Genomic DNA, 17,212 nt, shown 5'->3' with positions numbered 1-17,212 from the left:
AGTGTCCTCCTTTCGGTGGCGTCGGGCTGTTAGTGGCGTCGGACTTCGACGATGTGCACTGGTTCTGCATCGACGCCGAGTCGAAGCCAGTTGTGCTCGCCCCAATGCCACTGCGCGTCGGTGATCAGGTCGTGCGCGGTGAACATGTCGCCCGAACGCAGCCCGAGAGCCTCAAGGTCGAGGTGCATCCAGGACTGTCGGGTCGAATGCGGGTCAAGCGCCGCGACCACGATGATCACGTCGTCGCCGCGCTTCTTGGAGAACACCAACATGGTCGGGTCGTCGACCTTGTGGAAGGTGATGTTGCGCAACCACAGCAGGCTCGGGTGGGCCCGCCGGATGGCGTTGAGCCGGGTCAGATAGGGAGCCAGGGACTGGCCCTCCTTGGGACCACCCGGCTCGTAGTCGGCCCAGCGCCGATCCTTGAACTCGTACTTCTCGTTGTCGATCTGTTCCTCGGCGCCCGGGCGCGCGACGTGTTCGACCAGTTCATAACCGGCATAGATGCCGTACGTCGGAACCAGAGTCGCGGCCAGCGCCGCGCGCAGCTTCCAAGCGGTCGGACCGCCGTACTGCATGAACGGGGTGAGGATGTCGTGGGTGGTGGGCCAGAACGACGGGCGCATGTACGACGCGGACTCGCCGGCGAGTTCCTCGACGTACTCCTGCAGCTCTGCGGCCTCGTTGCGCCATGCGTAGTAGGTGTAGCTCTGCTGGAAGCCGACCTTCCCGAGGGTGTGCATCATCGCCGGGCGGGTGAACGCCTCAGCGAGCCAGATGACCTCGGGGTGAGTGGCGGCAACATCGTCGATCAGCCACTGCCAGAACTCGACCGGCTTGGTGTGCGGGTTGTCGACGCGGAAGATCTTCACGCCGTGGTCGATCCAGACCTGGACCACGCGCCGGACTTCCGCGTAGATACCGGCGGGGTCGTTGTCGAAGTTGACCGGGTAGATGTCCTGGTATTTCTTCGGCGGGTTCTCGGCGTAGGCGATGGTGCCGTCGGCCCGGGTGGTGAACCACTCCGGGTGCTGCTCGACCCAAGGGTGGTCGGGCGCGCACTGCAACGCGAGGTCGAGGGCGACCTCCAAATCGAGGCTCTGGGCGCGCTCCACAAAAGCGTCGAAGTCGTTCCAATCACCCAACTGGGGGTTCAGCGCGTCGTGGCCGCCGTCCTTGCTGCCGATCGCGTACGGCGAGCCGGGGTCGTGGGGGCCGGCGGTGAGGGTGTTGTTCGGGCCCTTGCGGTTCACCTCGCCGATCGGGTGGATGGGGGTGAGGTAGACGACGTCGAAGCCCATCGCGGCAATCGCCGGCAGCCGCTGCGCGGCGGTGGCGAAGGTGCCCGAGGTCCACAGACCGGTCGCCTCGTCGTAGGTCGCGCCCTCGGAGCGCGGGAAGATTTCGTACCAAGCACCCGCCAAGGCGCGTTCGCGCTCGACCAGCCAGGGGATCTCAGGGCCGGGGGAAACCGCATCGCGCAACGGGTTCCCGAGCAGAGCGGTGGCAACGCTCTCGCCGGTGCCACCGGCCAAGCGAGTCGCCGGGTCAAGAGACTGATCGCGCAGGGTCTTGGCGCCGTCGGCGAGAGCGGCGCGGGCATCAGCGTCGTAATCGGCGGTCTGCGCCGCGCGGTCCAGCAACCGGGCACCCTCTTCGAGCATCACCTCGACGTCGACGTTCGCGCGGACCTTGATCGTCGCGTCGTGGGTCCAGGTGCCGTAGGGGTCGCTCCACCCCTCCACCCGGTAGCTCCACCGCCCCGGGCGGTCGGCCGAGATCGTACGCACCCAGTGATCCAGGCCGGGATTGGTGCAGGTCATGGGCAGGTGGGTCTCGCGGCCATCGGGGTCGGTCAGGACGACCGTCGCGTTGACCGCGTCGTGACCCTCCCGGAAGACCGTTGCCTCCACGTCGAATTGCTCGTCCACCACGCTGGCGGTGGGACGTCTGCCACCGTCGACGGTGGGCCTGACGTCCTGGACCGGAATCCGGCCGATGGGGGACTGGGGCTGTGTTGTTGTCGGTGCCGAAGTCACGGAGACGACGCTACACGCGCGGGGGGTGCCGCATGGGCAGCCCGCCACGAGTTGATCCTGCTCCCGTGGCGGGCTGTGTCGGTTCAGGCGTGCCAGATGCGTTCGAGGTAGTCGCGCATCGAGCGGTCGCTGGAGAAGAAGCCGGAACGAGCGACGTTGAGAATCGCCGAACGGGTCCACCCCTCGGTGTCCCGGTAGGCCGCATCCACGCGTGCTTGAGCGTCGAGGTAGGCCTGGAAGTCGGCCAACACCATGAACGGGTCCTGCCAGACCAGGTTGTCGACGACCGGCGCCGACAGCTGACGATCGCCTCCGGTGAAGTGACCGCTGGCCAACAGGTCGATGGTGCGACGCAGCTTGTCGTTCGACTCGTAGTACGACCCCGGGTGGTAGCCGCTCTCGCGCAGGTCCTCGACCTCCGGTTCGGACAGCCCGAACAGGAAGAAGTTGTCGTCGCCGACCAACTTGCGGATCTCGACGTTCGCGCCATCGTCGGTGCCGATGGTCAGCGCACCGTTCAGGGCGAACTTCATGTTTCCGGTGCCGGAGGCTTCCTTGCCGGCCAACGAGATCTGCTCGGACAAGTCGGCGGCCGGGATGATCTTCTCGGCCAGGGTGACGTTGTAGTTCGCGGGGAACGCGATCGACAGCAGACCGTTGACCCGCTCGTCGGTCGCCAGGGTTCGGGCGACCGAGTTGATCAGGAAGATCGTCTCCTTGGCGAGGTGGTAGCCCGGAGCCGCCTTCGCGCCGAAGACGAAGGTGCGGGGGACGACCTGGTCGGGAGCCACGACGCCGGAGACGATGTCGTCGTAGAGCGACACGATGTGCAGCAGCTTCAGGCTCTGCCGCTTGTATTCGTGCAGCCGCTTGACCATCACATCGAGCATCGCGTTCTGGGGGAGGTCGAGCCCATCGCGCACCTGCAGCTGGTTGTAGAGGCGCTCCTTGTTGGCCTGCTTGACCGCGGCGAACTGCGCGCGGAAGCCAGCGTCGTCGGCGAGCGGTTCCAGCTCGCGCAAGCGGTCCAGATCGGTCACCCAGCCGGCGCCGATCGCGTCGGTGATCAGGGTTGAAAGGCGACGGTTGGCGAGGTGCACGAAGCGGCGCGGGGTGATGCCGTTGGTGACGTTGGTGAACTTGTCCGGCTCGTAATCGGAGAAGTCGGGCAACACCTTGTCGCGCAGCAACTGCGAGTGCAGTTCGGCGACGCCGTTCACCTTCGAGCTGCCGACGGTGGCCAGGTAGGCCATCTGGACCGCTCGCTGCGGGTGTTCGGCGATGATCGACATCCGGCGTACGCGCATTTCGTCACCGGGGAACGCTTGGCGAACCTGCGCCAAGAAGTCCGTGTTGATCCGATAGATGATCTCCAGGTGGCGCGGCAGCAGCTTGCCGAGCAGTTCGACCGACCAGACCTCGAGGGCCTCAGGCAGCAAGGTGTGGCAGGTGTAGGCGAAGCACTGGCGGGTGATCGCCCAGGCCTCTTCCCAGTCGAATCCCTTGAGGTCCACCAGGATTCGCATCAGCTCCGGGATCGCGATCACCGGGTGGGTGTCGTTGAGCTGGAAGATGATCCGCTCGGGCAACCGGCGCAGGTCGAAGTCCTTGGGCAGCGTGTTCGAGATGAAGTCGTGCAGCGAACAGGCCACGAAGAAGTACTGCTGCTGCAGGCGCAGTTCCTTGCCCTGCGGGGTCGAGTCCTCGGGGTAGAGCACCTTGGAAATGTTCTCGGCGAAGGTCTGCGCGCGAACTGCATCCTCGTAGTCACCGGAGTTGAAGATCTGCAGGTCGAACGCCTGGGTTGCCTTGGCGCTCCACAACCGGAGGGTGTTGACGGTGCCGTTGCGGAAGCCCGGAACCATGTGGTGATAGGGGATCCCCAACACGTTCCAGCCGGCGATCCAGCGGCTGCGTTCGCGACCTTGATCATCGACGTACGTCTCGGTGTGGCCGCCGAAGTCGACCCGCACCTGGCGCTCGGGGTGCGGGAACTCCCACGGGCTGCCCAGCGACAGCCAGCTGTCGGGCACCTCGACCTGACGGTCGTTTTCGAAGGTCTGGCGGAAGATGCCGTATTCGTAACGGATGCCATAGCCGATGCACGGCACATCCATGGTGGCCAGCGAGTCGACGAAACAGGCAGCCAACCGGCCCAGGCCGCCGTTGCCGAGACCCGGCTCGACCTCTTGCGCGCGCAACTGCGCGATGTCGATCCCGCACTCCTGCATCGCCTGCTCGGCGACGTTCTGCAGGTTGGTGGCGAGCAGCGCGTTGCCCAGCTGGCGGCCGAGCAGATATTCCGCCGACAGATAGCCGATCGTCTTGCGGTTGCCCTCCCGACGCTTCGCGCCGGTCTCGAGCCAACCGGCCATCAGGTATTGCCGGACGGTGCGGGCCAGCGCGAGGTACTGGTCATTGATCGTCGAGCGGGAGAGCAGGACGCCTTGGCCGAAGTTCAATTCCTTCAGGAACGCCTCGACAAAGCCGTTGACGTCGGCCGCGGGTGCCTCCACGGGACCAGCCGCGCGGGAACTGCTGACCGGCAGCGTGGGGCCGATCCGGTGGATGTCGGTCGACTGCAGTTCGTCGCTGGTGAGGTCCGTCTGGTGCTCGTCGGTCATGGGTGGCTCAGGCTCCGTGCTCAGCTGGTGGGCTCGGGTGGGCGGTGTCGCCCACCCCGATGGGTGTGGCGCGCCGTCGCCGGAGCAGTCCGGCCGCAACGCGGGAACCAGCCTGCCGTGTTCGGCCTCCGGAAGAAAGTCCAGGCGCAGTGAGTTCGGTCTCGGACCGAGAACGATCTCAGCGGCTCTCCAGCGCCTCCTTGGACTTCGCGATCGCGAAGCCCCACGCCTGGGAGAGTTCCACCTGGGCCGGGACCGACACCTCGTCGGGGTTGGTCAGCACGTCCAACAAGGCGGGTCGGCCGCTGGCCAGGGCCGTACGGACGGCCTCCTCGAGCTGGTCGTGATCGGTGACGCGAACCGCCTGCAGGCCCATAGCGGTCGCCACCGCAGCGATGTCCGGGTTGTCGAGTTGGGTGCCAAATTCGGGCAGGCCGCCCTGTTCCTGCTCCAGCTTCACCATGCCGAGCCGGCCGTTGTCGAACACTACGAAGGTGACCGGAAGGTCGTACGACACGGCGGTTCGCAGGTCGCCCAACAGCATCATGAGACCGCCGTCACCGCAGAACGCGACGACCTGCCGCCGCCGGTCCAGCGCGCTGGCGCCGAGCGCCTGGGGCATGGCGTTCGCCATCGAACCCAGGTTGTACGACCCGAGCAACCGGCGGGTCCCGCGCATCCGGACGAAGCGGGACAGCCATACCGTCGACATGCCGGTGTCGCTGGTGAAGATCGCGTCGTCCGCGGCCAACCGGTCCACGACGGCGGCGAGCGCTTCCGGGCGGATCAGGTCGTCGGGGTTCTCGACGCTCTGGCGCAGCTTGCCCAGCAGGCCTGACTTCTTCTTGGGGACGGTGAGCTCCTGCTGGCTCTCGCGCCAGCTGTCGTAGGTGGACCGGCAAGACGTCAGGTGGGAGCCCTTCTTCTGCTTCTGGGGCAGCCGGTCGAGCAGGGCCGTGATGCTGGCGCGAGCGTCGCCCACCACCGGGTGGGACACCGCGATCCGGCGGCCGATGTGTTCGGCGCGGGTGTCAATCTGCACCACCGGCGTTCCCTGCGGCAGGAACTCCCGGTAGGGGAAGTCGGTGCCGGCCATGACCAGCAGGTCGGCGTCGTGCAGCGCCTGCGCCGCGGCGCGGTTGCCGATGAGGCCGCTCTGGCCCACCTCGTACGGGTTGTCCTGCTCCAGTGCCTCCTTCGCCTTCAGCGTCAGCACCATCGGCGCCTGCAGCCGCTCGGCCAGGGCCAGCACCTCTCTGCGGGCTGGCAGCGCGCCGTGGCCGACCAGCAAGGTGACCTTGCCGGCCTCGGCGATCGCGGCTGCCGCGGCGTCGATCTGGTCTGCCGCAGCGGCGTGGGCGGACGGAGCGGTGGCGAACACCGGCAGCCGTACGTCGTCGGGCAGCTCCGCCCCGGCCACGTCACCGGGCAGCGTCAGCACCGCGACCCCGCGCCGGGTGATCGCCGCGTTCACAGCCTGCTCCAGCACGGCCGGCATCTGCGAGGCGGAGGTGACGGTGTGGCAGTAGACGGCGACGTCGCGGAAGACGGCGTCGTTGTCGACCTCCTGGAAGAAACTGCTGCCCATCTCCTCCAGCGGCACCTGGCCGCAGATCGCCAGCACCGGCGCGTGCGACTTCTTGGCGTCGTACAACCCGTTGAGTAGGTGTAGCGATCCCGGGCCGACGGTGCCCATGCAGACCGCGAGATCGCCGGTCAGTTGCGCCTGGGCGCCGGCCGCGAAGGCGCCGGCTTCCTCGTGTCGGACGCCGATCCACTCGATCCTGTCGTCGCGCCGGATCGCGTCCGTCACCGGGTTGAGGGCGTCGCCGACCACTCCCCAGACGGTCCGAACGCCGTGCGAACCAAGGGAATCGACGACGAGTTGGGCAACGGTGTTGGCCATGTGGATCTCTCCTGCGGTGCGGTCGATCGGGTGTCTTCGAAACGTACGTCAGTGGTGCGCCACAGCCGGTCGGAACGCGTGCGCACTCGCGGCCGCCCAGTCAGCGGCCCACGTACGGGGTGGGTCGGCGAGCAGTTCCCCAGGGGAGAGCCACTCGAACTTCTCGGCGTACGAACGACTCTCGGTATGCGAGGTGTTGATCCGCAATTGGTGCGGACTCAGCTGCGAAGGATCGGTGCAACCCATCGAGGCGATCATCTGAGCAGCCTGCTGCACGGTCGCCTCGTGGAACTGCTTCACGCGGATGCTCTTGTCGCCGACGTCCAGCGCGCGGGCGCGGCGATGGTTCTGGGTGGCGACACCCACCGGGCACTTGTCGGTGTGACACATCTGCGCCTGGATGCAGCCGACCGCCATCATCATCGCGCGGGCGGAGTTGGTGTAGTCGGCGCCTTGGATCAGGCGCTTGACGATGTCGCTGCCGGTCGCGACCTTGCCGCTGGCGCCGATCTTGATCCGGTCGCGCAGTCCGGCGCCGACCAGTGCGTTGTGCAGTTCCATCAGCCCGTACGTCAGCGGCATGCCGACGTGGTCCTCGTACTCCTGCGGGGCGGCGGCGGTGCCTCCCTCGGACCCGTCGACGACGATGAAGTCCGGGGCGGTGCCGACCTCGATGATCGCCTTGCAGATAGCCAGAACGTCGGTGCGGGAGCCGATGCACAGCTTGAACCCGGCCGGTTTGCCGCCCGAGAGATCGCGCATCTTGGCGATGAACTCGATCAGCTCAGCGGGGGTGTGGAAGACGCTGTGCGCCGCTGGGCTGACGCACTTCTCGCCCTGGGGCACCTCGCGGATCTTGGCGATCTCCGCGGTCACCTTCGCGGCCGGGAGCACCCCGCCGACGCCGGGCTTGGCGCCCTGACTGAGTTTGAGCGAGACGCACTTCACCTGGTCGAGCTGGGACTTCTCGGCGAACTCGTGCGGGTCGAACCGTCCGTCCTTGGTGCGGGTCCCGAAGTAGCCCGAACCGACCTCCCAGATCAGGTCCCCGCCGTTCTCCCGGTGGTAATCCGACAGCCCGCCCTCACCGGTGTCGTGAGCGAAACCGCCCATCGCGGCACCCTTGTTGAGTGCCCGGATCGCGTTCGCGCTCAACGCCCCGAAGCTCATCGCGGACACGTTGAGCAACGACATGCTGTAGGGCTTCGTGCAGTCCGGGCCACCGACCATCACGCGGTGCTCGTCCTTCGCCGGCTCGTGCGGGGCGGTGGAGTGCACGAGGTACTCGTAGCCGGGTAGGTTCACGTCCCGCTCGGTGCCGAATGCCTGCTCGCCGTGGATGCCCTTGGCGCGCTCGTAGACGATCGTGCGGGTGTCACGGTCGAACGGGCGGCCGTCCCAGTTGCGTTCGATGAAGTACTGCTGCAGCTCCGGACGGATGTCCTCCAGCAAGTACCGCAGATGACCCACCACCGGATAGTTGCGCAGCACCGAGTGCTTCTTTTGGAGGAGGTCGCGCGCAACCAGCGCCGCCGTCGCAGCGCCCACGGCGCCGAAGATCTGCCTGCTGCCCACTGGATGGACCTTTCGTTGCGAACCGTTGCTCCTCGCAGTCTGCGCCGTCCGGCTGCGGCGCAGCGTCCACGCCGGCTGTGAGTTGGCTGAAATCACCCGTACGGGCGGTCACGGCAGGGACCGTATGATTGCGCGGTGTTCCTGACCGTCTGCTGGCTGCTCGTCGCGCTCCTGGCCTTTTTCAGTGTCTACGCCGTGATCGCCACCGCCCGCGGGCGCGCCATCGACAACGCGTTGTTCTACCTCACCGCCGCCGTTGAGTTGGCAATGCTGGTCGCCCTGGTGGCCGGGGTGATGACCTGGACGGATGCGACGTCGGGGATGAGCAAGGGCATCTTCATCGCCTATCTGATCGGCATGGTGATCGCGCTGCCGGTTGCCACGGTCTGGGCCTTCGCCGATCGCGAAACCCGTTGGGGAACAGGCGTTCTCGCGGTCGCCGGCCTCGGCCTACTGGTGATGACGGTGCGTCTGGTGCAACTGTGGAGTGGGCATGTCTGAGACCGATTCGGTGATCGACGAACGCAGCAACAAGGGCCCGGGCCGGATCCTGGTCGCGGTCTACGGACTGTTCGCGCTCGCCGCGACGGGCCGGTCGATCCTGCAGATCGTTCAGAGCTGGCCGCACCCCCCGCTGCCCTACCTGTTGTCGGCGCTCGCCGCAGTCATCTATCTGATCGCCACCGTCGCGCTGGGCCGCGGCGACCGCAGCTCAGCCCGCGTGGCTTTGGTGACCATCACCATCGAGTTGGTCGGAGTGCTGGCGGTGGGGACGTGGAGCTTGCTGGACAGCGCGCGATTCCACGACAAAACGGTCTGGTCCCACTTCGGGCAGGGCTACGGCTTTGTGCCGTTGGTCCTGCCGGTCATCGGGCTGTGGTGGCTACGTCGGGTTCGACAGGCTCATTAGCCGGGCGCCGTTCTCCCACAACACTTTCCGCATCCACTCATCGCCAAGATCGAGTCGGGCGAGCGCCTGAAGTTGATGAGCGTAGGCGTACGGAATGTTGGGGAAGTCCGACCCCAAGACAACCTTGTCGCCCAGCGTCGCCAGTCGATCGACGTAAGCCGGCGGCATCGGAGCGAGCCGGTCGGTGAAGTCGGTCGCGGCCATCGTGGTGTCGAGGTGGACCCGCTCGTAGCGCTCGGCGAGATCGGCGAAGAGGTCGTACTCCGGCATGCCGAGGTGGGCGATCACCAACGGCAGTCTGGGGAATCGAGCCAGTAGCGCAGCCACCGGGTCGGGTCCGGTGTGGTTGCCCGGGCGCGGACCGGATCCGGCGTGGACGACGACCGGGGTGCCCGCCTCATCGATGAGCCGCCAGGCGTCATCCAGGAGCGGGTTGTCGGGGGCGAATTCACCCACCTGCACGTGCAGCTTCCACAAGCGGGCGCCAGCGGCCAGGGCATCGGCGACGACGTCGGTCACCCCGGGCTCGGGATAGAACGTGGCGCTGTGAACGGCGCCGTCGACCCGCGCCGCGAAGTCGGCGTTCCACTGGTTCAGCCAAGCGGCCATGCCGGGTTTGTGGGCGTAGTTCAGGCTCGGGATGGCGCGAACGCCGAGGTCTCGCAGTGTCGCGATGCGAGCGGCCTCGTCGGTGCGATAGGTGATCGGCCAAGCCAGTCCGTAGTTGTCACCGGCGTGGTCGAAGTAGTCCCACACTTTGGCCAGGACGGTGTCCGGCATGAAGTGCACGTGAATGTCTGCCAGCCCGGGAACCCCTAATCGCTCCAGGTAGGCGGGCACTCCCGCATCGTGGGGTGGTCCTGGTGTTGTCATCAGGAACCTCCGGGCACCAGCGGTTCGTCGGCCCGAGGCGAAGCGGCACGCGGAGAACAGAAAAGCGCCATCGACGCGCCGTGCATCTCATAGGTCGCGCCGCCGGCGATGGTGCGCGACGGAACCAGCGACGGGTTATCCATCGCGCTGTCCCACACCAGAGCCCACGCGGCGCCGGTCAGCGAGTCGGGCAATTTCACCTCGACCGGGTCGGTGCCGCCGTGGAGGACCACCAAGACCTGGTCGTCGCCGACGTCGGTGCCGTCGAAGACGGCCTGAACCGTGCGGGTGCCGCCGTCAGACCACTCATGAGCGGTCATGATCGCGCCACTGCGGCCGTGCCAATGCAGCGCGGCGAGGGCATCTCCACTGATCGGGTCGCCGGGGAAGAAGTCTCGCTGGCGCAAGACCGGGTGGGCCGCTCGGAACCGCGTCAGGAATGCGGTGGTGTCGGTGAGGTCGCGTTGCCACGGCTTGAATTCCCAGTCGTACCAGCTGATCTCGTTGTCCTGGCAGTAGGCGTTGTTGTTTCCGCCTTGAGTTCGGCCGAACTCGTCACCGCCCAGCAGCATCGGAACCCCGGAGGAGATCAGGAGGGTGCCGAGCATGCTTCGTACGACCCGTCGCCGCAGCGTCTCGACGTCGTCGCTCGCGTGATCGTGACCCTCGACGCCGAAGTTCCACGACAGGTTGTTGGTCGACCCGTCGCGGTTGTCCTCGCCGTTGGCCTCATTGTGTTTGGCTGCGTACGCCGTCAGATCGGCCAGCGGGAAACCGTCGTGGGCGGTGACGAAGTTGATCGATGCCAGGGGCGAGCGCGAACCGAAGACGTCGCGCGAGCCGGCGATGCGGGTGGCGAGTTCGGCGACGCCGTGACCACGGCCGCCCTCGCTGCCCAGATCGCTCAGCCAGAAGGTGCGCACCGCGTCGCGGAACTTGTCGTTCCAGTCGGCGGTGGGCGCGGGGAACTGGCCGGTGCGCCAGCCGTGAGGGCCGATGTCCCACGGCTCGTTGATCAGCTTCACCCGGGACAAAACCGGGTCGGTGCGCAGCGCCATCAAGAACGGGTGGTCGGGATGGAAGGAGTCGTCGGTGCCGCGAGCCAGCGCGACGGCCAGGTCGAAGCGGAATCCGTCGACGTGCATTTCGGTGACCCAATAGCGCAGGGAGTCCAGGGTCATTCGCAGCGTGACCGGGTCGCTGAGGTCGAGGGTGTTGCCACAGCCGGTGACATCGACATCGCGTCCCTGATCGTCCATCCGGTAGTAACCGCGTTGATCGATGCCGCGCCACGACAGCGTCGCCCCTGACCCCGCGCCCTGCTCACTGGTGTGGTTGTAAACGACGTCGAGCACCACCTCCAGGCCCGCCCGATGGAGCAACTTCACCATGCCCTTGAACTCGTCGATCGCGCCCTGGGGATCGGTGGCCGCGGCGTAATCGGCCTGCGGCGCAAAGAAACCGAGGGTGTTGTAGCCCCAGTAGTTCGACAGTCCGAGTTGCACCAGATGCGGTTCGGAGGTGAACGACTGAACCGGCAGCAGTTCGACGGTGGTCACTCCCACCTGTTGCAGGTGGGCGATGGTGGCCGGGTGGGCCACCCCCGCGTACGTTCCCCGCAGCGCCTCCGGCACCGCCGGGTTGCGCATCGACAAACCGCGCGTGTGGGTCTCGTAGATCACCGTTTCGTCCCACGGGATCTGTGGTCGGACGTCGCCCTCCCAGTCGAAGCCGTCGCGGATGATGACATTGCGCGGCATGGCGGCCGCACTGTCGCGCGGGTCGCGCAGCGATCCGTCGCCGGCGAACTGGTCGTCCACCACATGGCCGAACACGCTGGGATTCCAGTCGACTTCGCCCTCGACCGCTCGACCGTAGGGATCCAGCAGCAGCTTGGCGGGGTTGTGACGCAGCCCCGTGGTCGGCGCCCAGCGTCCGTGGACCCGGTAGGCGTAGCGCTGACCCACCGCGATGCCGGGCACGAACCCGCTCCACACGCCGCCGGTGTGTTGCACCAACGGCAGCTGCGCTTCATGGCCGGAGTCATCGAAAAGACACAGGTGGACCGCGTCGGCCTCGCGCGCGACGACGGTGAACTCGGCCCCGTCGGCGCGCAGCAGCACCCCGGGGGAGGGAGGCGCGTCGAGCGAACGGACCCTGCGGATCGGCGGCTGGGTGGGCATGCCGGTCAGCCTACGGTCGACTACCGTGGCGCCCATGACTGATCCCACCGCACTGCCGAACCTCACCCCGGGCGGCCAGCCGTCGCAGCCCCAGCCGGAGCCCGAACAGGCCATCGCCACGTTCGCTGGCCCCGACGACGAGTCACCGTTGCGCGACAACGTCGTGCAGGTCCTTGAGGGCGAAGGCTTCCGTCCCGAGGTTGACACCGACGGCGACGTCTCCTTCAAGGTCGAGGGCCAGCAGCTGTTCATCCGCTGCATGGACGGCGAGCCCTCGTTGCTGCGCGTCTTCGGGCAGTGGCAGGTTGCCGATCTCGAGGCCGACCTGCTCAAGCGCCTCAACGCCGCCAACGACATCACGCTGAGCCTGAACATCATCAAGGTCGGCATCGCGGGCGGCAACCTGGTCGTCAGCGGTGAGCACATCGTCACCGCCGACACCGACCTTGTGATGGTCTTGCAGTCGACCTCGGCGATGATCCTGCAGGCCGTCCAGCTGTGGCACCAAGCGGCAACCTCCGACGGCCCGCACGCCTCGGCCGCTCCCGTCCAGGCCTGACGCATGACCGCGTACGGAGAGTTCGTCTCGACGAGCATCGACGGCGGCGTTGCGGTGTTGCGCATCGATCGTCCGAAGATGAATGCGCTGAACGCCGAGATCCAGGAGGGCCTCGCCGCGGCGTCGCTGGCGCTGTCTGCCGACAGCTCGGTGCGCGCGGTGATCGTCTACGGCGGTGAGAGGGTCTTCGCCGCCGGTGCCGACATCAAGGAAATGCGGACCGCTTCGTACGCCGACATGGTCGCCCGCGCGGGCCGGTTGCAGGACTGCTTCGCGGCCGTCGCTGCGATCCCTGTGCCGACCGTGGCAGCCATTGCCGGCTACGCGCTCGGCGGCGGCTGCGAGTTGTCAATGGCGTGTGACTTCCGGTTGGTCGCTCATGACGCCAAGCTCGGTCAGCCGGAGATCCTGCTCGGGCTCATCCCCGGCGCCGGTGGCACCCAGCGGCTGACCCGATTGGTCGGCCCCGCGAAGGCGAAGGACCTCGTCTTCACCGGTCGGATGATCGACGCGCAGGAGGCGCTGGCGATCGGTCTGGTCGACGAGCTCTGTGAGCCGGGCGCCGTTCTGGAAGCGGCCACAGCGAAGGTCGCCCCGTTCGTGTCCGGTCCGCGGCTGGCGCTGCGAGCGGCGAAGGCCGCCATCGATCAGGGCCTGGAGGTCGACCTGAACACCGCGCTCAAGATCGAATCAGCCCAGTTCGCAGGGCTGTTCGCCACCAAGGATCGCCAGATCGGGATGGACTCGTTCGTCGAGAACGGCCCGGGCAAGGCGCAGTTCAGCGGCGAGTGATCACCCCGCGCGCGGCCTCCTGCTCAGCCACTTTGAGCAGACACACGCCGATTCTTGTGGTGCCGGACCCTGCGCAGCGGGGTTCGGCACTACTGTTTCGGTGACTGACCGGCAGGAAAGGGCACCCCGTGACCATCAAGGCGTGGAACATCGAGCACGAGTGGCAAGAGCCGTTCGTCGCAAAGCTGACCGACCGAGGTGCGACCCCGCACGTCGTCGACGCGGCGCTGAGTGCGATCGACGATCGCTGCACCGCGACAGGCAAGGCGGCGCTGGAACTGTTCGGCGAACCGACTGAGTATGCGCAGAACGTGATTCTGCCGAACACCGAAGCGGCCAAGGAGTCCCAGCTGCGCGCGATCGGGCTGGCGGTGCTCGGGCTGATCGGCATGTTCGTGGCGCTGTGGGGCTGGACGGGTCACGTCCGTTCGTCCGACTCGGTGCTCGGCATGAACCCGTGGATCGTCGTCGTCATCGGCCTAGTGCTCTGCGTCGGGGCCGCGATCGCCGACCTCGCGCTCGGAAACCGAGCCGACTTCTCCACCTCGACCCCGGGCACCCAACAGTCCGGCCGGGCGCTGCTGGTCAACCGGCTCGCGCCCTGGATCATCGTGGCATTGACCCTGATCGGCATGCTGATCATCTGGTTGCGCTACCGCTGATCGCTGACCTCCTCAGCGGACCGCAGTCGGCTCTTCGTTACCCCCGGGTAACCCGCGCGTTAGGCTGGGTCCAGTCCACTACGGGTTCGGCGCTGCCGGGCCCGTCCGACACGACAGAAGGACGCGCATGAACATCGTCGTATGCGTCAAGTACGTCCCGGACGCACAGGGCGACCGGACGTTCAAGGACGACAACACCACCGACCGCGAAGGCGTTGACGGGCTGCTCTCCGAAATGGACGAGTACGCCATCGAACAAGCGCTGCGCATCGTCGAGGCCGGCGAGGGCGAGGTCACCGCATTGACCGTCGGCCCCGCCGAGGCCGCCGACGCGATCAAGAAGGCGCTGCAGATGGGCGTCGACAAGGCCGTGCACGTGCAGGACGACGCCATCCACGGCTCCGACGCCGTCGCCACCTCGCTGGTGCTGGCGAAGGCCGTCGAGAAGTTGGGCAAGGTCGACATCGTCATGATGGGAACCTCCTCCACCGACGGTGTGATGGGTGTTGTCCCGGCGATGCTCGCCGAGCGGCTGGGTCTGCCGCAGATCACCCAGCTGTCCCAGATCGAGGTCGCCAACGGCGTGGTCACCGGCCGCCGCGACGGCGACGTCGCCTCGGAGTCGCTGGAGGCCACGCTGCCGGCCGTCGTCTCGGTCACCGACCAGACCGACGAGGCTCGGTACCCCTCGTTCAAGGGGATCATGGCCGCCAAGAAGAAGCCGGTTGAGACCTGGTCCCTGGCGGACCTCGGCGTCGACGCCGGCCAGGTCGGCCTGGAGAACTCGTGGACCAAGGTCACCGCGTTCACCCAGCGCCCGCCGCGGGAAAAGGGTCAGGTCGTCACCGACGAGGGCGACGGCGGCAAGAAGCTCGCCGAGTTCCTGGCCGCGCAGAAGTTCGTCTGATCGAGCGAGAGGGAGAAGACACCATGGCTGAAGTACTCGTTCTGGTCGACCACACCGACGGAACCGTCAAGAAGACGACCGCGGAACTGTTGACCATCGCCCGTCAGATCGGCACCCCGTCGGCGGTCTTCGTCGGCAGCAACGTCGAGGCCGCGCGTCCGCGCCTGGCCCAGTTCGGCGCCGAGAAGGTCTACGTCATCGACAACGCCGATGTTCAGGACTATCTCGTCGCTCCGCTGGCCGAGGCGCTGTTCGCCGTCGTTCAGCAGGCGTCGCCGGCAGCTGTGCTGTTGCCGTCGAACGCGCACACCAAGGAAGCGGCAGCGCGGCTGGCGATCAAGGCCGAGGCCGGTCTGATCACCGACGCGACCGCGGTCCAGGTCGAAGGCGACACTGTCACCACGACGCAGTCGGTTTTCGCCGGTTCGTACACGACCAACTCGCAGGTCACCAAGGGCTTCCCGATCATCACCGTGAAGCCCAATGTGGTACCGCCGAGCGCGTCGCAGGCGAGCGCCACGGTGGTGCCGGTCGACGTACAGATCTCCGACGCCGCCAAGGGCGCGAAGATCACTGACCGTCAGCCGAAGCAGAAGTCCGGTCGCCCGGAGCTCACCGAGGCCGCCATCGTGGTCTCCGGTGGCCGCGGAACCGCCGGAGACTTCTCGCCGGTCGAGGCGTTCGCTGACACCCTCGGCGCTGCCGTCGGTGCCTCGCGCGCCGCTGTCGACGCCGGTTGGTACCCGCACTCCAACCAGGTCGGTCAGACCGGCAAGCAGGTCTCGCCGCAGCTTTACGTCGCGGCGGGCATCTCGGGTGCGATTCAGCACCGCGCCGGCATGCAGACCTCGAAGACCATCGTCGCCGTGAACAAGGACGAGGAGGCGCCGATCTTCGAACTCGTCGACTTCGGTGTCGTCGGCGACCTGTTCGAGGTGTTGCCGCAGGCCACCGAGGCGGTCAAGCAGGCCAAGGCCTGATCGGCTGCTCCACGTAGCGAAAGCGGCGCCCCTCCCGATCGGGAGGGGCGCCGCTTCGTACGGGGAGTCTTACTTCTTCGTGCTGAGGCTGGTCGTACTGCTCGGGCTGGTCGCTGCAGTTGACACTTTGCTTGCCGCTGACGTCCAGGTCGCGGTGACCTTGTTCGCCGTGGGGTCGGGCACGTAGAGCATCTTCCAGCCCGGGATCTGCGCGCCGCGGGGGACCCAGAAGATCACCGTGTAAAACTTCGGCGACCCGACCGGCACCAACGCACTGGTCAGGGTTTCGCCGACGCTGCCGAGCTCGTTGTATTGGCAGAGGTGGCCGGTGCTGTCGAGCAACTGGAACTGGTTGCGCTCGATGAATCCCTCGGAGCCGGTCGCCTTGGCTTGGATGGTGATCGCGAGACCGCTGACGTCGTTCGGCTGGTCGGGGCCGGGTGGCAGCTCGCGCATCGCCGGTGTGGCCGCGGTGATGTCGAGGGAGACCTGCGAGTCGCCGGTGGTGACCGCGGCGCCGAAGGGGTGGTCGGGGACGCCCTTGAGGGAGTAGCCACTCTTGCTGTCGGTGCAGGTGGTCAGCTGATCCACGACCGGCGCCACTCCTGCCCCCGACCAGGCAGCGACGGCATCGTTGGTGCCAGGTTGTCCCAGGTAATAGACGGTGTAGTCCGACAGGTTGGCTTCGGCAGGAACGACGAAGGCCACCGAGCCGGCTGCCGGTGTCGCCTCGTCGACCTGGCTGACCCGCAGCGCGTCGGTCAGGCCGTTGGTCGCGGGCTGCCCGCAGCGGTCACCGTCGGCGTCGACCAGGACGAACGACTCGGGATGAACCGCGAAAACCCCGTTGGTCAACACTCGCGCGTTGACCCGGACTCGCGCGATTTTGAAACCTGCCGCGGGAGCGGCCTCGTTGGTCAGCTGCGGCGCGGAGGCCTGGGTGGACAGAGCGTCGGTGTGCTCCACCGACGCCGGCGCGTCGAAGGCGGTGGTCTTGCCCGAGAAGGCCGGTTGCTTGCCGGAGTCGCAGTGGGCCTCTGACACCTTGGCCACCGTCGAGGTCGAGCGTGTCGGCGATGTTGCCCCCGCCGTGCAGCCTGCGGTGAGGGCGCAGAGGCCGGCCAGGGTCAATGCGACAAACTGTCGGTTACTGCGGCTCGAGACGGTGAAGTGCACCGCCCAAGTGTGGCAAACTCTCGCCG

The 17,212-nt window shown here is 67.1% G+C and carries 14 protein-coding genes; 7 read left to right on the top strand and 7 right to left on the bottom strand.

Annotated features, from left to right (window positions below; translation table 11 throughout):
* Positions 1-29: 29 nt before the first annotated feature.
* From ACYU98_RS10400 to ACYU98_RS10385, 4 genes are all read right to left on the bottom strand, one after another.
* Complete coding sequence (locus ACYU98_RS10400) at positions 30-2,039, bottom strand: alpha-1,4-glucan--maltose-1-phosphate maltosyltransferase (RefSeq protein ID WP_460468133.1); 2,010 nt, start codon at positions 2,037-2,039, stop codon at positions 30-32.
* A gap of 83 nt (positions 2,040-2,122) precedes the next feature.
* On the bottom strand, positions 2,123-4,663 hold the full coding sequence (locus tag ACYU98_RS10395) for a glycogen/starch/alpha-glucan phosphorylase (protein WP_460468132.1): 2,541 nt from the start codon (positions 4,661-4,663) through the stop codon (positions 2,123-2,125).
* A gap of 178 nt (positions 4,664-4,841) precedes the next feature.
* Positions 4,842-6,569, bottom strand: coding sequence for a thiamine pyrophosphate-dependent enzyme (locus tag ACYU98_RS10390; protein ID WP_460468131.1), 1,728 nt, complete (start codon positions 6,567-6,569; stop codon positions 4,842-4,844).
* Between the two features lie 48 nt (positions 6,570-6,617).
* Entirely contained in the window at positions 6,618-8,144 is a 1,527-nt protein-coding gene (locus ACYU98_RS10385) for an FMN-binding glutamate synthase family protein (protein ID WP_460468130.1), read from the bottom strand.
* Between the two features lie 135 nt (positions 8,145-8,279).
* Between ACYU98_RS10385 and ACYU98_RS10380 the strand changes: the two genes are divergently transcribed.
* Together ACYU98_RS10380 and ACYU98_RS10375 are read left to right on the top strand one after the other, a co-directional pair.
* Entirely contained in the window at positions 8,280-8,645 is a 366-nt protein-coding gene (locus tag ACYU98_RS10380) for a hypothetical protein (protein WP_460468129.1), read from the top strand.
* Positions 8,638-9,054, top strand: coding sequence for a hypothetical protein (locus ACYU98_RS10375; RefSeq protein ID WP_460468128.1), 417 nt, complete (start codon positions 8,638-8,640; stop codon positions 9,052-9,054). Before ACYU98_RS10380 ends, ACYU98_RS10375 begins: the two co-directional genes overlap by 8 nt.
* On the opposite strand, the gene ACYU98_RS10370 is transcribed toward ACYU98_RS10375, so the two are convergent.
* A complete protein-coding gene (locus ACYU98_RS10370) occupies positions 9,028-9,894 on the bottom strand; it encodes an amidohydrolase family protein (protein WP_460468127.1) in 867 nt (288 codons plus the stop codon). The two genes, ACYU98_RS10375 and ACYU98_RS10370, sit on opposite strands and share 27 nt — an antisense overlap.
* Positions 9,895-9,926: 32 nt before the next feature.
* The gene (gene glgX, locus ACYU98_RS10365; RefSeq protein ID WP_460468126.1) at positions 9,927-12,110 is read right to left on the bottom strand and encodes a glycogen debranching protein GlgX; all 2,184 of its coding nucleotides are present in this window, start codon (positions 12,108-12,110) and stop codon (positions 9,927-9,929) included.
* A 34-nt stretch (positions 12,111-12,144) separates the two neighbouring features.
* Between glgX and ACYU98_RS10360 the strand changes: the two genes are divergently transcribed.
* The 5 genes from ACYU98_RS10360 to ACYU98_RS10340 all read left to right on the top strand — a co-directional run bounded on the left by ACYU98_RS10360 (position 12,145) and on the right by ACYU98_RS10340 (position 16,010).
* A complete protein-coding gene (locus ACYU98_RS10360) occupies positions 12,145-12,669 on the top strand; it encodes a hypothetical protein (RefSeq protein ID WP_460468125.1) in 525 nt (174 codons plus the stop codon).
* Between the two features lie 3 nt (positions 12,670-12,672).
* Positions 12,673-13,461, top strand: a complete 789-nt coding sequence (locus ACYU98_RS10355; RefSeq protein WP_460468124.1) for an enoyl-CoA hydratase/isomerase family protein — start codon at positions 12,673-12,675, stop codon at positions 13,459-13,461.
* A 128-nt stretch (positions 13,462-13,589) separates the two neighbouring features.
* Positions 13,590-14,123: a DUF1129 domain-containing protein gene (locus ACYU98_RS10350; protein WP_460468123.1), complete on the top strand. Its 534-nt coding sequence runs from the start codon at positions 13,590-13,592 to the stop codon at positions 14,121-14,123.
* A gap of 127 nt (positions 14,124-14,250) precedes the next feature.
* Positions 14,251-15,030 (top strand): electron transfer flavoprotein subunit beta/FixA family protein, encoded by a 780-nt coding sequence (locus tag ACYU98_RS10345; protein WP_460468122.1) that lies wholly within the window; start codon positions 14,251-14,253, stop codon positions 15,028-15,030.
* A 23-nt stretch (positions 15,031-15,053) separates the two neighbouring features.
* A complete protein-coding gene (locus ACYU98_RS10340; RefSeq protein WP_460468121.1) occupies positions 15,054-16,010 on the top strand; it encodes an electron transfer flavoprotein subunit alpha/FixB family protein in 957 nt (318 codons plus the stop codon).
* A gap of 69 nt (positions 16,011-16,079) precedes the next feature.
* On the opposite strand, the gene ACYU98_RS10335 is transcribed toward ACYU98_RS10340, so the two are convergent.
* Positions 16,080-17,186, bottom strand: coding sequence for a hypothetical protein (locus ACYU98_RS10335; RefSeq protein WP_460468120.1), 1,107 nt, complete (start codon positions 17,184-17,186; stop codon positions 16,080-16,082).
* Positions 17,187-17,212: the final 26 nt, after the last annotated feature.

The sequence above is a fragment of the Calidifontibacter terrae genome (assembly GCF_054778835.1).
The sequence above is the reverse complement of the archived record's forward strand: the minus strand, read 5'-3'. Positions and strand labels throughout refer to the sequence as shown.

Bases quoted from the DNA above. Each gene is read 5' to 3' on its own strand.
- ACYU98_RS10355 (WP_460468124.1), top strand. From the start codon at position 12,673: ATGACCGCGTACGGAGAGTTCGTCTCGACGAGCATCGACGGCGGCGTT.
- ACYU98_RS10395 (WP_460468132.1), bottom strand. From the start codon at position 4,663: ATGACCGACGAGCACCAGACGGACCTCACCAGCGACGAACTGCAGTCG.
- glgX (WP_460468126.1), bottom strand. From the start codon at position 12,110: ATGCCCACCCAGCCGCCGATCCGCAGGGTCCGTTCGCTCGACGCGCCT.
- ACYU98_RS10360 (WP_460468125.1), top strand. From the start codon at position 12,145: ATGACTGATCCCACCGCACTGCCGAACCTCACCCCGGGCGGCCAGCCG.
- ACYU98_RS10375 (WP_460468128.1), top strand. From the start codon at position 8,638: ATGTCTGAGACCGATTCGGTGATCGACGAACGCAGCAACAAGGGCCCG.
- ACYU98_RS10340 (WP_460468121.1), top strand. From the start codon at position 15,054: ATGGCTGAAGTACTCGTTCTGGTCGACCACACCGACGGAACCGTCAAG.
- ACYU98_RS10345 (WP_460468122.1), top strand. From the start codon at position 14,251: ATGAACATCGTCGTATGCGTCAAGTACGTCCCGGACGCACAGGGCGAC.
- ACYU98_RS10390 (WP_460468131.1), bottom strand. From the start codon at position 6,569: ATGGCCAACACCGTTGCCCAACTCGTCGTCGATTCCCTTGGTTCGCAC.